The sequence below is a fragment of the Methylobacterium sp. Leaf465 genome (assembly GCF_001424705.1).
GTDB lineage: Bacteria > Pseudomonadota > Alphaproteobacteria > Rhizobiales > Beijerinckiaceae > Methylobacterium.
This window is the reverse complement of sequence record NZ_LMRA01000034.1, coordinates 350,694-363,885: the sequence shown is the minus strand read 5'-3', so window position 1 is coordinate 363,885 and position 13,192 is coordinate 350,694. Positions and strand designations below refer to the sequence as shown.

At 72.2% G+C, this 13,192-nt stretch carries 9 protein-coding genes; 6 read left to right on the top strand and 3 right to left on the bottom strand.

Annotated elements, in window-relative coordinates:
* Positions 1-953: 953 nt before the first annotated feature.
* The 6 genes from ASG51_RS16760 (at position 954) to ASG51_RS16735 (ending at position 7,904) form a co-directional block, all read left to right on the top strand.
* Positions 954-1,781 carry a DNA-binding protein gene (locus tag ASG51_RS16760; RefSeq protein ID WP_082514054.1) on the top strand — a complete coding sequence of 276 codons (828 nt, stop codon included), beginning with the start codon at positions 954-956 and terminating at the stop codon, positions 1,779-1,781.
* Positions 1,782-1,786: 5 nt separating this feature from the next.
* Entirely contained in the window at positions 1,787-3,289 is a 1,503-nt protein-coding gene (locus tag ASG51_RS16755) for a M48 family metalloprotease (RefSeq protein ID WP_082514053.1), read from the top strand.
* Between the two features lie 511 nt (positions 3,290-3,800).
* Positions 3,801-5,072 (top strand): ATP-binding protein, encoded by a 1,272-nt coding sequence (locus tag ASG51_RS16750; protein WP_056381945.1) that lies wholly within the window; start codon positions 3,801-3,803, stop codon positions 5,070-5,072.
* 15 nt (positions 5,073-5,087) lie between these two features.
* Positions 5,088-5,465 carry a response regulator gene (locus tag ASG51_RS16745; protein WP_056211718.1) on the top strand — a complete coding sequence of 126 codons (378 nt, stop codon included), beginning with the start codon at positions 5,088-5,090 and terminating at the stop codon, positions 5,463-5,465.
* A 137-nt stretch (positions 5,466-5,602) separates the two neighbouring features.
* Positions 5,603-6,265: a DJ-1/PfpI family protein gene (locus tag ASG51_RS16740; RefSeq protein WP_056382103.1), complete on the top strand. Its 663-nt coding sequence runs from the start codon at positions 5,603-5,605 to the stop codon at positions 6,263-6,265.
* Positions 6,266-6,431: 166 nt separating this feature from the next.
* Entirely contained in the window at positions 6,432-7,904 is a 1,473-nt protein-coding gene (locus ASG51_RS16735) for an amino acid permease (RefSeq protein WP_056381942.1), read from the top strand.
* Positions 7,905-7,949: 45 nt separating this feature from the next.
* On the opposite strand, the gene ASG51_RS16730 is transcribed toward ASG51_RS16735, so the two are convergent.
* From ASG51_RS16730 to ASG51_RS16720, 3 genes are all read right to left on the bottom strand, one after another.
* Positions 7,950-8,849 carry an MBL fold metallo-hydrolase gene (locus tag ASG51_RS16730; protein WP_056276078.1) on the bottom strand — a complete coding sequence of 300 codons (900 nt, stop codon included), beginning with the start codon at positions 8,847-8,849 and terminating at the stop codon, positions 7,950-7,952.
* A gap of 231 nt (positions 8,850-9,080) precedes the next feature.
* Positions 9,081-10,223, bottom strand: a complete 1,143-nt coding sequence (locus ASG51_RS16725; RefSeq protein ID WP_056382101.1) for a murein L,D-transpeptidase family protein — start codon at positions 10,221-10,223, stop codon at positions 9,081-9,083.
* A 228-nt stretch (positions 10,224-10,451) separates the two neighbouring features.
* Entirely contained in the window at positions 10,452-12,998 is a 2,547-nt protein-coding gene (locus ASG51_RS16720; RefSeq protein ID WP_056381941.1) for an ABC transporter transmembrane domain-containing protein, read from the bottom strand.
* Between the last annotated feature and the right edge of the window lie 194 nt (positions 12,999-13,192).

The window sequence follows — 13,192 nt, the reverse complement described above, 5'->3', positions numbered from 1 at the left end:
GCCTCGGCGGCACAGGGATCACCCGCGATCGGCAAGACGGACAGCGAGGCGAAGGGGCAGCGCCCGGCCCAAGCGGCCTACCACGACAGCGGATATCATCAGGCGGCCATCGAGGAAGCCTCGCGGACCCGCAAGCCCTAGGACGGGACTTCCGGACCAAGCCTCCATTCGGACACCGGCCCGCCAGCGCGCGCCGATTCGATCCGCACCTGCGGGCGCCGAGCCTAGGCACGCGGGCGTGTACGGGTCGCCCCCTGCCCTTGCGGGGGCATGCCGGGCGCAACGGCCCAAGCCTCCAAGCCCGAGCCTACAAAATTCTGAAGCGAGATCGATGCAATCGCGCGCCGGACACGGCGCGTGCGTGGTGGCGTCCCCGGCAGGTCTCGAACCTGCGACCCCAGGTTTCATCCCACTTCGGCTTCCGCCGCCGCGCGCCCGGAGGCGCCCGTTCGTGGTCTGGACTATCCCTTCACCGTAGGCTTCGTCGCCGAACCCCTTAGGTGCCGCCCGTCTAGTCTCTACACCGTCCCGAAGCCCGCGGATGCGGGTGCCGGGCTTGGCTCGGGATTGGCTGCGTGCGCCGGAAGCACACGGTGAGCGTTCCCCGAATTTGAGCGGATCCGCCGCGCGGTTTCCCCTCGCGACGCCCAATTGTGATCTAGGAAACCTGTGCTCTGTCCAGCTGAGCTACGGAGACTCACCGGGGGTGTTCCTAGCATCATCGTCCGGACCCGCCAACCGGGGACGCACGTCTCTGCCGGCCGGTCCGCAAGGCCCAGCCCCGCCGGCCTCCCCTCCCCTTGGGCGGTCGTCTCGCCTCGGGTCATCTTGCTGTGGCCATCTTGCCGCAATGCGGCATGAACCGCCCGGCGCGCCGACCCCCTTCCTTGTCTCCACCCCGTACGGGGCGACAATGGCGGGGGATTCGCACCATCGCCCGGGAGTCGGTTTTCGTGACGATCGCACAGCGACGATCGCCCCGCCTGCGGGGAGGACGGCGTCTCGGTCTGGCCGTGGGCGCCGCTCTCGCGCTGCCGAACCCGGCCGGCGCTGGCGCGCCCGAGTGCCGTGAGGCGCCGGCGCGGGCGGAGCGTCTCGCCGGCCTCGGCGTGCGGGGCGAGCTGATCCTCGCGTCCGGCCAACGGGCCGTGCTGGACGGCGTGCGCTGGCCGGACAGGCCGGACCTGGCGTCGGAGGCCGGCGCCTGGCTGCTCGCCCGGAACGGACGCTCCCTGACGCTGGTCGCCCGGGGCGAGAGCGATCGATGGGGCCGGTCCCACGTCGACGCGACGGTGGCCGAGACCGACGCCGAGGCGGCGACGCCCGATCTCGCGGCCGGGCTGGTGGCCCTCGGCCTCGTCGCGGTCGATGCGGGCGAGCGGGACACCCTGTGCCGGCCGGCTCTCCTGGCGGTCGAGGCCGGGGCGCGACGGCGCGGCCGCGGCCTCTGGGGCCAAGCCGGTCCGGACGTCCGAGACGGCCCGGCCCTGCGCGCCAGACTGGGTCACTTCGTCGTGATGCAGGGCGCGGTGCGGTGGGTCGGCGAGCGCCCGCGCCGCACCTATCTCGACTTCGCAGGCCGGGGCGAGGATGGGCTGACCGTGACCGTGTCGAAACGCACTTGGCGCGTCTTGCAGGAACGTGGTTTGAGTGCGGCCTCCCTGCGCGGGCGAGAGGTCCGGGTCCGGGGGGTGGTCGAGGCGTGGCGCGGCCCGACCCTCGACATCGCGAGTGCCGACATGATCGAAGTTCTGGACGGGGAGCAGGCGCAGCGGCGCTGAACGGCATGGGTTCGATCCTTCGCCTCACGATGGCCGCTCCTTCGCCGGCGGGCCGGCTCCGGCCCGGCCGGCAGGCCGCCGCCTGGCCGCTCCTCGGGCTGCTGCTCTCGGGCTGCATCGGCGACCAGACCGGTGCCGTCGTGCAGAAGGCGGCGCTGGCCGTGCCCCGCGAGGCGCCGCGCACGACGGGGCGCGAGCGCACCGCCTCGGACGCCGACCACGCCAAGCTCGTGGCCTCCTTCGGCGGCGAGTACCGGTCCCTGGCGACGTTGCGTCTCGTCAGCGATGTGACCGACCGCCTCGTCAAGGCGACCGAGCGGCCGGAGGAGACCTACGCGGTCACCCTGCTCGACTCGCCCGTCATCAACGCCTTCGCGCTGCCGAGCGGCCGGCTCTACGTCACCCGGGGCCTGCTGGCACTGGCGAGCGACACCTCCGAGGTGGCCGCCGTCCTCGCCCACGAGATCGCCCACGTCACCTTGCGCCACGCCACGGCGCGCACCGAGCTGGCGCTGCGCTCGCAGCTGGTCAGCAAGGTCGTGGCCGACGTACTCAACGATCCCGTGACGGGCGCCCAGCTCCAGAGCCAGTCGAAATTCGCCCTCGCCCGGTTCTCGCGCGACCAGGAACTCGAGGCCGACAGCGTCGGGGTACGCACCCTGGCGCGCGCCGGCTACGATCCGTTCGGCGCCGGCCGGTTCCTCACGGCCCTGAGCCGGACCACGGCCCTGAAGACCGGCACCGGCATGGCCGGCGAACCCGATATGCTGGCGACCCATCCGGGCACCACCGAGCGCATCACGCTGGTGACCCGCGCCGCCCGCCTCATCGGTGCCCCCGGCCTCGGGGTCGACGAGCGCGCCCGCTACCTCGCGGCCATCGACGGCATCGCCTACGGCGACAATCCGGGCGACGGCGTCGTGCGCGGGCGCAAGTTCCTCCATCCCGCCCTCGGCATCGCCTTCGAGGTGCCGGAAGGCTTCTCCATCGAGAACACCCGCAACGCGGTCCTGGGCACCACCGGAGAGGGCAGCCGGCGCCTGCTCTTCGATCAGGTCGAGAGCAATCCGGGCCAGGGCCTCGACGAGGTGCTGAAGGCGACCTGGAACGATGTCGTCGAGCCGGGCTCCCTGGAGAACCGGATGGTCGCCGGCTACCCGGCGGCCACGGCCCTGTCCCGCGGCAAGGATTGGACCTTCCGCCTCGCCGTGATCCGGGTCGGCGAGACCACCTTCCGGATGATCATGGCGGCCAAGGGCAGCACCGATCCGGACGGCGCCTTCCGGCGCTGGACCGAGAGCCTGTCCGCGATCGATCCGGCCGAGGCCCGGACCCTGCGGCCCCTGCGCCTCGTGGTGGTGACGGTCGGCGCCGGCGAGACCGTCGAGACCCTGGCGCAGCGCATGGTGGTCCCGGATAAACCGGTGGAGCGCTTCCTCGTGCTGAACGGCCTGGAGCGCGGCGCCCCCCTCCGGGCGGGCCAGACCTACAAGGTCGTAGTGGAATAGACGCGCCCGGCGAGAAGCGCTCGGCAAGACGCGATCAACAAGTCGGGAGCGGCGAGTCGGGAGCGGACTTCGGCGCCGGTCGGTGCCCGGCCGTGTGGGACAGGCTTCCCCGCTCCGGTTTCGCGCACCGTCGAGGCCTCGGCGATCGCGGCGGATCGATCGGCTGCGAGTTCCCTTCCGTGCCACTCTCGGGAATCTCGCCCCGCCGCGGACCACCGGCTCCTCCGCCTCGACCGATGCGCCGAGCGGCTGACACCGCACATGGTTCACCCTCCATGCGGGGGAGCGTACGCGCGCCGAGACCGCGGGCCAAAACCGCGCGGCGGCGCCGTCCCCGTGCAGAGCCATAATAAATCAGCGCACGCCCCAGTCGTGACCCTTAATAGCTCATAGTCAACACGCGCTTTTGTCTGGGACGTCAGGCGTTGTTCAGGCTATAATCGGACGCAGATCATGCCCGCTGCGCCTGCCCGGTCGGAAGCGGATGAACCCGGAGCCTCCGAGACCTGACATGCTCGCGATCCTGAGCGGCTTCCTCGACCGCACCAGCCTGGCACCACACGGGATCTGCCTGCTGTGGCGGCCGGAGCTGATCTGGACGCATGTTGTCTCGGACGCGATCATCGCCTTCGCCTACTTCACCATCCCGGTGGCCCTCGGGGTCTTCGTGACCCGGCGGCGCGACATCGCCTTCGGATGGATGTTCTGGGCCTTCGCCCTTTTCATCCTCGCCTGCGGCACCACCCATCTCTTCGGAATCTGGACCCTGTGGGTGCCGGACTACGCGGCCGAGGCCGTAATCAAGGCGATCACCGCCGCCGCCTCGATCGTGACGGCGATCCTGCTCTGGGTCCTGCTGCCGCGGGCCCTCGCCCTGCCCTCGCCCGACCAGTTGCGCAGGGCGAATGCCGAGCTGCTGGCGCGGATCGGCGAGCGCGACGCGGCGCTGGCCGCCCTGCACGAGGCCCATGCCGAGCGCGACCGGGCCGAGGAGATGCTGCGCCAGAGCCAGAAGATGGAGGCCATCGGCGCCCTCACGGGGGGCGTCGCCCACGACTTCAACAACCTGCTCGGCGTCGTCATCAGCAACCTCGACCGGATCGAGCGCTTCCTGCCTCCGGAGAGCGGGGCGCGCCGCTCCCTGAACGGCGCGCTCACGGGGGCCGAGCGCGCCGCGGCCCTGGTGCAGAAGATGCTCGCCTTCGCCCGGCGCCAGCCCCTCCAGCCGGTGCGGGTCGACCCGAACCGGCTGATCCGCGACCTGTCGGAACTCCTGCGCGGGGCCCTCGACACGGTGGAGCGCCCGGAGATGACCCTCGCGCCGCAGGTCTGGCCCGTCTGCGTCGACGCCAACCAACTGGAGAACGCCCTGCTGAACCTCGCGGTGAATGCCCGCGACGCGACCGAAAAGGGCGGACGCACGGTCATCCGCACGCGCAACGTTCCCGCCGCGGAAGCCGAGCAGATCCCCGCCCTGCGCCCCGTCGATCACGTGGCCATCACGGTCGCGGATAGCGGCCAGGGCATGAGCCCGGAGGTTCTCGCCCGTGCCTTCGAGCCGTTCTTCACCACCAAGGCGGTGGGCGAGGGCACCGGCCTCGGCCTGAGCCAGGTCTTCGGCTTTGCCAAGCAATCCGATGGGCACGTCGTGATTGAAAGTGCACCGGGCCGTGGCACGACGGTATGGATCTACTTGCCTCGCGATCCAACCGAGCTATCGTCCCCTCATCCGAGTGGAGAGGCGTCCCGGCTCGGCCGCATACCACGCCTGGGCTACGCCTGACGGAACGCCACGACGATGAGCGGCTCGGCCAAACCACGCATCCTCATGGTGGAGGACGAGTCTCTGCTACTGGAAGTCATCACGGCCGATCTCGAGGATGCCGGCTTCGCCGTCTTCCAGGCGGCGACCGCCGAGATCGCCCTGAACATCCTGAAGGCGGAAGCGTCCGTCGACATCCTGTTCACCGATATCCGGCTGCCCGGCCTGATGGACGGATGGCAGCTCGCCGAGGCCGCGCGGACCCTGCGTCCCGACCTGCCGGTCATCTACGCCACGGGGTTCTCGCAGACGCCGCCCCGCCTCATCGCGGGCAGCGTGTTCTTCACCAAGCCCTACCGCGCGGCGACGCTGATCAAGGCCATCGAATCCTTCGCGGTCGGGCCGAACGCGTGATCCAGCCCCCCGGCCCCACCCGCCGCGCCGTCGCGGTCGCGGGGCTCGCGGGCGCCGCGGCGCTGACCGCCGTCGGATCCTCCGCGGCCGGGGCGCCCGAGGCGGGGCCCGCGCGGACACGCGCGCTCCGCATCGCGATGCTGCTCTATCCGGGCATGACCGCCCTCGATCTCGTCGGGCCGCAGGCCCTCCTCGCCGGCATCGCCGGAGGCGGGCTGCACCTCGTGGCGCGCGCGGCCGGCCCTGTCTCATCGGATACCGGCCTGACCCTCCTGGCCGGGGACAGCTTCGAGACCTGCCCGCGCGACCTCGACGTGCTGTTCGTGCCGGGGGGCGACGGCACGCCCGCGCAGATGCGCGATGCCGACACCCTGGCCTTCCTACGCGACCGGGCGGCGCGCGCCGGCTGGATCACCAGCGTCTGCACCGGCTCGCTGATCCTCGGGGCGGCCGGCCTCCTGCAGGGCTATCGCGCCACCTCGCACTGGTGCGTCCGCGACCGGGTGCTGCCGCGCCTCGGCGCCATTCCGGTGGATGAGCGCGTGGTCTTCGACCGCAACCGCGTCACGGCGGCGGGCGTCTCGGCGGGTCTGGACTTCGCCCTGGCGCTCTGCGCGCGGCTCGCCGGGCCGGAGGCGGCCCGCACGAGCCAGCTCGTGGCCGAATACGCCCCGGCGCCCCCCTTCGCGGCCGGAACGCCGGAAACGGCCGGCCCCGCCATCACCGCGCGGACGCGAGCGATCCTCGGCCCACTCATCGACGGTGCGGACGCGGCGGCCGCGGCGATCACGCGCCCGTGACGGGAGCGCGGCCCGAAACCTGCCGGGGCCGCCAATCGCCGTTTGCCACTGCGTTGGGCAAACGCCAAGATCGCCCCTCACGAAGACCACACCCTTGCCATCCTCTTCCGGGCCCGCCCGCAATGCCGGGCGGGTCATCCGCTCCCAACCAGGATAGGACCACCCTATGGCGGCAGGCCTCGCGGGCGACCTCACGCGCACGAAATCGCTGGAACGGCTGAACAGCGACGCGGAGGGCGGCGAGCACAAGCTCGCCCGCACCCTCGGCCCCTGGAGCCTGATCGCCCTCGGCATCGGTGCGGTGATCGGCGCCGGCCTGTTCTCCCTGACCGGCATCGCGGCGGCCGAGCATGCGGGCCCCGCGGTGGTGATCTCCTTCGCCATCGCCTCGATCGCCTGCGCCTTCGCGGGCATGTGCTACAGCGAACTCGCCGGCATGATCCCGGTGGCGGGCTCGGCCTATACCTACGCCTACGCCACCATGGGCGAGTTCGTGGCCTGGATCATCGGCTGGGACCTCGTGCTCGAATACGCGGTCGGCGCGGCCACGGTCTCGGTGAGCTGGTCCAGCTACGTCACGCGCTTCCTGCGCGACACCCTCGGGATCAACCTGCCCCCGAGCGTCGTCCACTCCCCCTTCGAGACCTACGCCCTCGCCGACGGCACCACGGCCCACGGCCTCGTCAACCTGCCGGCGATCTTCATCATCGTGGCGGCCTCCGCCCTGCTGATGATCGGCATCCGGGAATCGGCCCGGGTCAACGCCGTGGTGGTGTTGATCAAGCTCGCCGTGGTGGCGGTCGTGATCGGGGTCGGGCTGTTCTACATCAAGGCGCAGAACTACGTGCCGTTCATCCCCGAGAACACCGGCACCTTCGGCGAGTACGGCTGGAGCGGCATCATGCGGGGCGCCGGCGTGGTGTTCTTCGCCTATGTGGGCTTCGACGCGGTCTCGACGGCCGCGCAGGAGGCCAAGAATCCCCAGCGCAACATGATGATCGGCATCCTGGGGTCGCTCGCCATCTGCACGGTGATCTACATCGCCTTCGCGGGGGTGCTCACCGGCCTCGTGCACTACGACCAGATGAAGGGCGACGCCGCCCCGGTGAACACCGCCATCGGCCAGACGCCGTTCCTGTGGCTACGCAGCCTCGTGACGCTCGGCGTGATCGCGGGCTTCTCCACCGTCATCCTGGTGCTGCTGCTGGGCCAGAGCCGGGTGTTCTACTCCATGAGCCAGGACCGGCTGCTGCCGGGCTTCTTCTCCAAGATCCACCCGGCCTGGAAGACGCCCTACCGCTCGAACCTGTTCTTCATGGTGTTCACCAGCGCGCTGGGCGGCTTCCTGCCGATCTCCCAGCTCGGCCACATGACGAGCATCGGCACGCTGCTGGCCTTCATCCTGGTCTGCATCGGCGTCATCATCCTGCGCCGGACCCAGCCGGATGCGCGCCGCGACTACCGCACGCCCCTGGTCCCCCTGGTGCCGATCCTGGGCATCCTCAGCTGCTTTGCCATGATGGTCTCGCTCGACGGGGAGACCTGGCTGCGCCTGCTGGTCTGGCTCGCCATCGGCCTCGTCATCTACTTCGCCTGGAGCCGGCGCCACAGCCGCGTCGGGCGCGAGGAAGCGGCCTGATCGAGCCGGCAGGTCCCGCCCCGTCCGGGCGAGGGCCCCTGCGCCTCAGGCGGTGCGCGCCAGGGCCAGGGTGGGCGCGCTGCACACCGGCTCGCCCACGGCCACGGTCTGGCGCTCGCGGGCGATGAAGGCGGTGGGCATCGCCGCCTGCATGTCGGCCTCGACGCTGCGCAGCATCGCGTCGGTGTGGCAGGGATGCAGGTGGATGATGGCGAGGGCCTTCACGCCGGCGGCCTGCGCCAGTTCCACGCCCTTCTGCCAGGTCGAGTGGCCCCAGCCCCGGCAGACCGGATACTCGCCCTCGGTGAACATGCCGTCATAGACCACGAGGTCGGCGTCCCGCACGAAGTCCTTCAGGGCCGCGTCCGGCCACGGATCGCTGTGCTCGATGTCGCTGATCACGCAGAGCCGCCGGCCCGCATGCTCGAAGCGGTAGCCCACCGAGCCCTGCGGATGGTTGAGCAGGATCGTGTCGACGGTGGCGCCGTCGGGGAAGGTCAGCCGCTCGCCGGCCTTGAAGCCGTGATGGGCGAGCCGGCAGGGAATGATGTCGAGGGTGACGGGAAACAGCGGCGGCGCGAACAGCCGGTCGAGGGCCGCGGCGGCGCTCTCCCCGTCGAGATTGCCGCAATAGGTGTTGAGGGTCCGCTCCGGGTCCAGCACCACGGGTTTGAAGAACGGCAGACCGGCGGTGTGGTCGAGGTGCAGGTGGCTGAAGAGGAGGTCGATCTCCTTGGGCATCGCATCGCGGTGATGGCGGCCGCAGGCATTCAGCCCCGAACCCGCATCGAGGAGGAACAGCCGCTCGCCGCACCGGATCTCGAGACAGGGCGTGCTGCCACCGAACTCGATGTAATCCGGGCCGCTGACGGGCGTCGAACCGCGTACACCCCAGAAGGTCAGGGTGAGGCCGTCATCCGCGAAGGGACGGGAGGAGAAGGTCATCGTTCGATTACCATATGCCCCGATCCCAATCTGGATCGGGTGCCCTTCGTCGCACCGGCGCGATCCAATCCTCGCGGGTCGGCGGTAGGCGGGTGCCGGGATCGAAGTGGAACTGCTCTGAGGTAGTAAGCCGCCCCTCCCCCCGATGTGCGAGCGCGCACATGGCTGGGCGGCGAGGCATCCGGCCCGGAACTTCGCCGGCGAACTGTGTCGACCCGGCCACCGGCCCAATCACCGCTGTGCCAGGACGTCGAGGGTGCCCCGGGCCGGACCGGGCACCGGCAGAGTGCCCGACAGGCCGAAGCGAACCAAGCGCGGCCAGGCGACAGGATAAGCCTCCGTCCCGAGGGCGGCCGTCGCCAGGGGCGCGAAGAGCGGCGCCATGCGCTCATAAGCCGGGACGAAGCCCGGCATCCGGGTTCGCGAGAGCGGCGAGTCCGGCGCGATCCAGCGCGACCACACCGCCTCGGCCACGGGGACCGGGCGTGGCCGGGCCGCGATGACCACCACCTCCTGGCCCGCATACGCGAGGGCTTCCGGCCGGCTCACGTCGCCGAGGGAGGCCCCCTTGGCGGCGAGCGCCGCCCAGAACGGATGCTGCGCCCCATCGGAATAGGTGGTGCGCACGGCCGCGCTCCCCTCCTCCACCAAGGTGGCGATGCGCGCCTCCTCGGCCCCGCGATAGACGACGACTTGGGCCTCCTTGGCCGGATCCTTCGCGGGGGCGAAGACGTAGCGACCGCCGACCACGCTGACGGCCGGCTCCTCGCCGAGGGCGTCGAATCGATCGGCGCCCTCCTTGAGCTGGCGCCAGAAATCGATGTTCGGATCGGCCCGGTGCCGGGCCATGTTCGCGGCCGTCATCCGGAACGGGAAGGACTGGAACTGGAAGGCGGATTGACCGCCGGCGAAGGCCTCCCGGGCGATGGCGTAGATCTCGCCCACCACCTGGTCCGTCATGGCAAAGCAGCCCATCGACGAGCAGACCCCGTGCACCATCACGGCCGAACCGGTGGAGCCGTGGGCCCGGTCATAGGCATTGGGGTAGCCGACGTCGAAGGAGAGGTAGTAGCGCGAATTCGGGTTCATCTGGCGCTGCGGCACCGTGTAGAACCCCTCGGGGGTCTGGCGGTCGCCGCTCTTGCGCTTGGGGCCAAGCTGGCCCGACCAGCGGCAGATCGGGAAGGTCTTCACGTGGACGAAGCGGCCGCTGCCGGCCCGCTTCCAGACCTCGATCTCGGATTCCTTCTTGTAGGCCCGGAACAGCACCGGGGCCGCCGCCGTGGTGCCCCGCGCCTGCATGAGGGCCAGGGTGGCGGCCGGAATCGGCGCGAAGGCCTTGGACGGCTCGGCCGCGGCCGGCGACGCCGCCATCACGGCGCCGAGGGCCAGGATCGGCGTCGCGAGAGCGAGAAGGGCCGACGCCGCACGGCGGAGCGGGCCCCGGGACAGGAAGACCATGCGTGGTCCTGAAGAGCGACCCGTCCGCTGGCGGGCGGACGCCCGTGCACGATGCACGCCCTCCTGCCTATCGCATCCCAATGGGGCGGCAATAGGGGAAGCCCCCGGAAAGCCGGAGAAGTCCCGGGTTCTCACCCGCGATCAGGCAGCCAGCACCGTGTTGCGCTCGATGCGCAGCACCGCGTCGAAGGGCTCGACCCCGGCCAGGGCCTCGGCATCCGGCAGGCAGACGATGAGTCCGCGGCCGGCCCGGGCCGCCCGCAGGGCCGCCAGACGGGCGCGGATCTCGTCGCCCTTCCGGTCCTCCAGGGCGATGGCGATGACGACGATGTCCGGCCGGCGCACGAGGCAGCGGGCGAGGTCGATGGCGATGCGCTCGCGCGGGCCGATGGCGTTCTCGCCGAGGCTGGCGCCGCCCCCGGCGAGGCCGGGCTCGACCCGGCTCTCGAGGCCGAGGCGGTAGACGGCCGGTTCCAGGCCCTCGTCGGCGAGCACCCGGCGCACCAGGGCCCGCACCCGGGCCTCGGCGCCGGCCTCCTCGCCGTTGATGCGGCCGAACAGGATGTTCTCCTCCAGACTCGCGGCGGCGGTGAGCCGGGCCGGATCGTAGAACTCGACCATTCCCCGCAGGTTGGCGGGCATCAGGCGTGCGAAGGAGCGGCGGGCCTCCACCAGCCGCTCCTCGAAGGCGGCGTCGATGAGGCCGAAGCGGTGCCGCGTCTCGCTGTAGCGCAGGGCGAGGCCGATCAGGCGCTTGCGGTCGCGCTGGCCGGCCGGGCCGCGGCGCCAGCCCTTGGCCTCGGGCTGGCGGCCGACGAGATCCTCGAAGAAGCCCCGCTCGGCGGCCGGGAACAGCGAGAACGTCTCGAACAGCGGATGATCGTCGGGCAGGTCGGCGAAGATCTCCACGAGGCTGCGGGCGACCTGGAGACCGATCTCCGTGAGAGGGCGACTGAGGCCCTCCGCCTCCAGGACGGCGCGGAGATACGGGTGCGCCGCGATGTGGTCGGAGGCGAAGGCCGGCCCCACCGCCTCGCCGAAGAGGATGTTCTCGCCCACCGTGGCCTGGTGGTTGTAGCGGGCCGGATCGAAGGGCTCCACCAGGCGGCCGGCCTTGTCGGCGGCGAGCGCGTCGCGGACCGCGTGGCGGGCGGCCACCACGGCACGGGCGATCTCCGGCTCGGCCGCCGGATCGACCGTGCCCTCCAGGCCGCGTGCATACGCGAAGGCGTCGAGGCCGGTGATCCGCAGGGTGGCGATGAGGTCGTCGGGATCGGGGGTCCCGGAGGCGCCGTAGAGGATGTTCTGGCGCAGGGACCCTTCGATGAGAATGGCCTCGGCCCCCGCCAGGGCGATGCGCCGGGCCCGCTCCTCCGGCTCGAAGGCGCGCAGGTCGATGCCGCCGTAGGTGACCGCGCCGGCGGAGGGTTCGAGCTGCCCGGCCAGGATCGCGGCGAGCACCCGGCTGCCGCTGCCGCGCTCGCCCAGGATGGCGACGTGGCCGGGCATCGGCAGGGCGGCGTCGACGCCGGCCAGCCGCTCGCCGGTGGCGGGATCGTAGGCCCCGACCCCCTGCGCCACCAGGGCGCCCGCCTCCGGCAGGGCCGTCACCGTGCCGGGGCGGGCCGGGGCACGGCCCTCGAGGGCCGGCACGGCGACGGCGACGTCGCGGAACGGGCCGGCGAGGATGCGATGCAGGCTCGCCATCCGCAGGGTCACGGTGAGGGCGACCACCGCGAGGGCGAAACCACCGGCGGCGGCCAGCAGCGCCCCGGGCTCCACCGGCTCGGTGGTGCCGTCGTGGCCGCGCCACAGCGCCACCGCCACGACGATCGCGGGCAGCAGGATCGCCAGCGCCATGGAGGGCGCGCGGGCATAGGCCAGGGCGGATTCCGAGGCCGCGAGGGCGTCGCGGGTGCTGGCGCCCTTGGCCGCGAGGCGCTCGCGCTCGAAGGCGGCGGCCCCGTGCGCCCGCACCGCCGGCATGCGGCGGATCAGGTCGGCGAGAGCCCGCCCGGCGGCCCCGCCGGCCCGGAGGCGCAGGGCGGCCCGGTCCTGCATCCGCCGCTGGATCAGCGCCCGGGCGAGGCCGGCGGCCAGGAGCCCGGCGGCGACCGTGGCCACGAGGCGCGGCGCGGCGAGGCCGGCGAGGACCAGGGCGAGGACGGTGCCGCCGACCGCCAGCGCCGGGACCAGGATCGCCAGGCCGAACAGCGTGTCGAGGCGGGCGAGGAGGTCTCCCATGGCCTGGGCCAGGGCGCGGGCCTCGTCGCGGGCGCCGGGCGGCGCGCGCAGGATCGCCTCGGTGACCCGCCCCTGCAGGGCCGCCACCGTCCGGGTCTGGGCATGGAAGCACAGGCGCGCCACGGCCCAGCCGAGACCGGCCGAGGCGAGGGCCGCCGCCGCGAGCCCCAGGAAGGCCGCGCGCACGAGTTCGCCGTGGGGCAGGATCCAGCCCGCGAAGGCCACGAAGGGTCCCTCGGCGGCGGGACGCCAGGGCAGGGCCGCGGCGATCCGCAGGAACGGTCCCGTTGGATCGGTGTCGTGCACCTGCACGCCGACGAGATCCCGCAGGCACAGGAGTGCGAGCAGCGCGAGGGGTCCGCCGAGACCGAGCGCCAGCCCGACCGCGGCGGCATGCTCCCGCCGCGCGGTCCGCCAGGTGAAGGCGATCGGATCGCGGTCCATCGGCACCCTGTCCACGACGCCCCGGAAAGGGGCCCGGGGAGCGGCTTAGAGGATCGTCCCCGGCGGCGAAAGCGCGGGGGCGCACCTCGGCGGGCCGGACCGCCCTTCTCCGCTGCCCTTCTCCGCCGCCGTTCCCGATCATCGCCCGGCGCGACGCCGGCGGCGCGGACCCAGCGCGCACTCCGGACGTTTCA

Bases quoted from the DNA above. Each gene is read 5' to 3' on its own strand.
- ASG51_RS16755 (WP_082514053.1), top strand. From the start codon at position 1,787: ATGGGTTCGATCCTTCGCCTCACGATGGCCGCTCCTTCGCCGGCGGGC.
- ASG51_RS16750 (WP_056381945.1), top strand. From the start codon at position 3,801: ATGCTCGCGATCCTGAGCGGCTTCCTCGACCGCACCAGCCTGGCACCA.
- ASG51_RS16745 (WP_056211718.1), top strand. From the start codon at position 5,088: ATGAGCGGCTCGGCCAAACCACGCATCCTCATGGTGGAGGACGAGTCT.
- ASG51_RS16740 (WP_056382103.1), top strand. From the start codon at position 5,603: ATGCTGCTCTATCCGGGCATGACCGCCCTCGATCTCGTCGGGCCGCAG.
- ASG51_RS16735 (WP_056381942.1), top strand. From the start codon at position 6,432: ATGGCGGCAGGCCTCGCGGGCGACCTCACGCGCACGAAATCGCTGGAA.
- ASG51_RS16730 (WP_056276078.1), bottom strand. From the start codon at position 8,849: ATGACCTTCTCCTCCCGTCCCTTCGCGGATGACGGCCTCACCCTGACC.
- ASG51_RS16725 (WP_056382101.1), bottom strand. From the start codon at position 10,223: ATGGCGGCGTCGCCGGCCGCGGCCGAGCCGTCCAAGGCCTTCGCGCCG.
- ASG51_RS16720 (WP_056381941.1), bottom strand. From the start codon at position 12,998: ATGGACCGCGATCCGATCGCCTTCACCTGGCGGACCGCGCGGCGGGAG.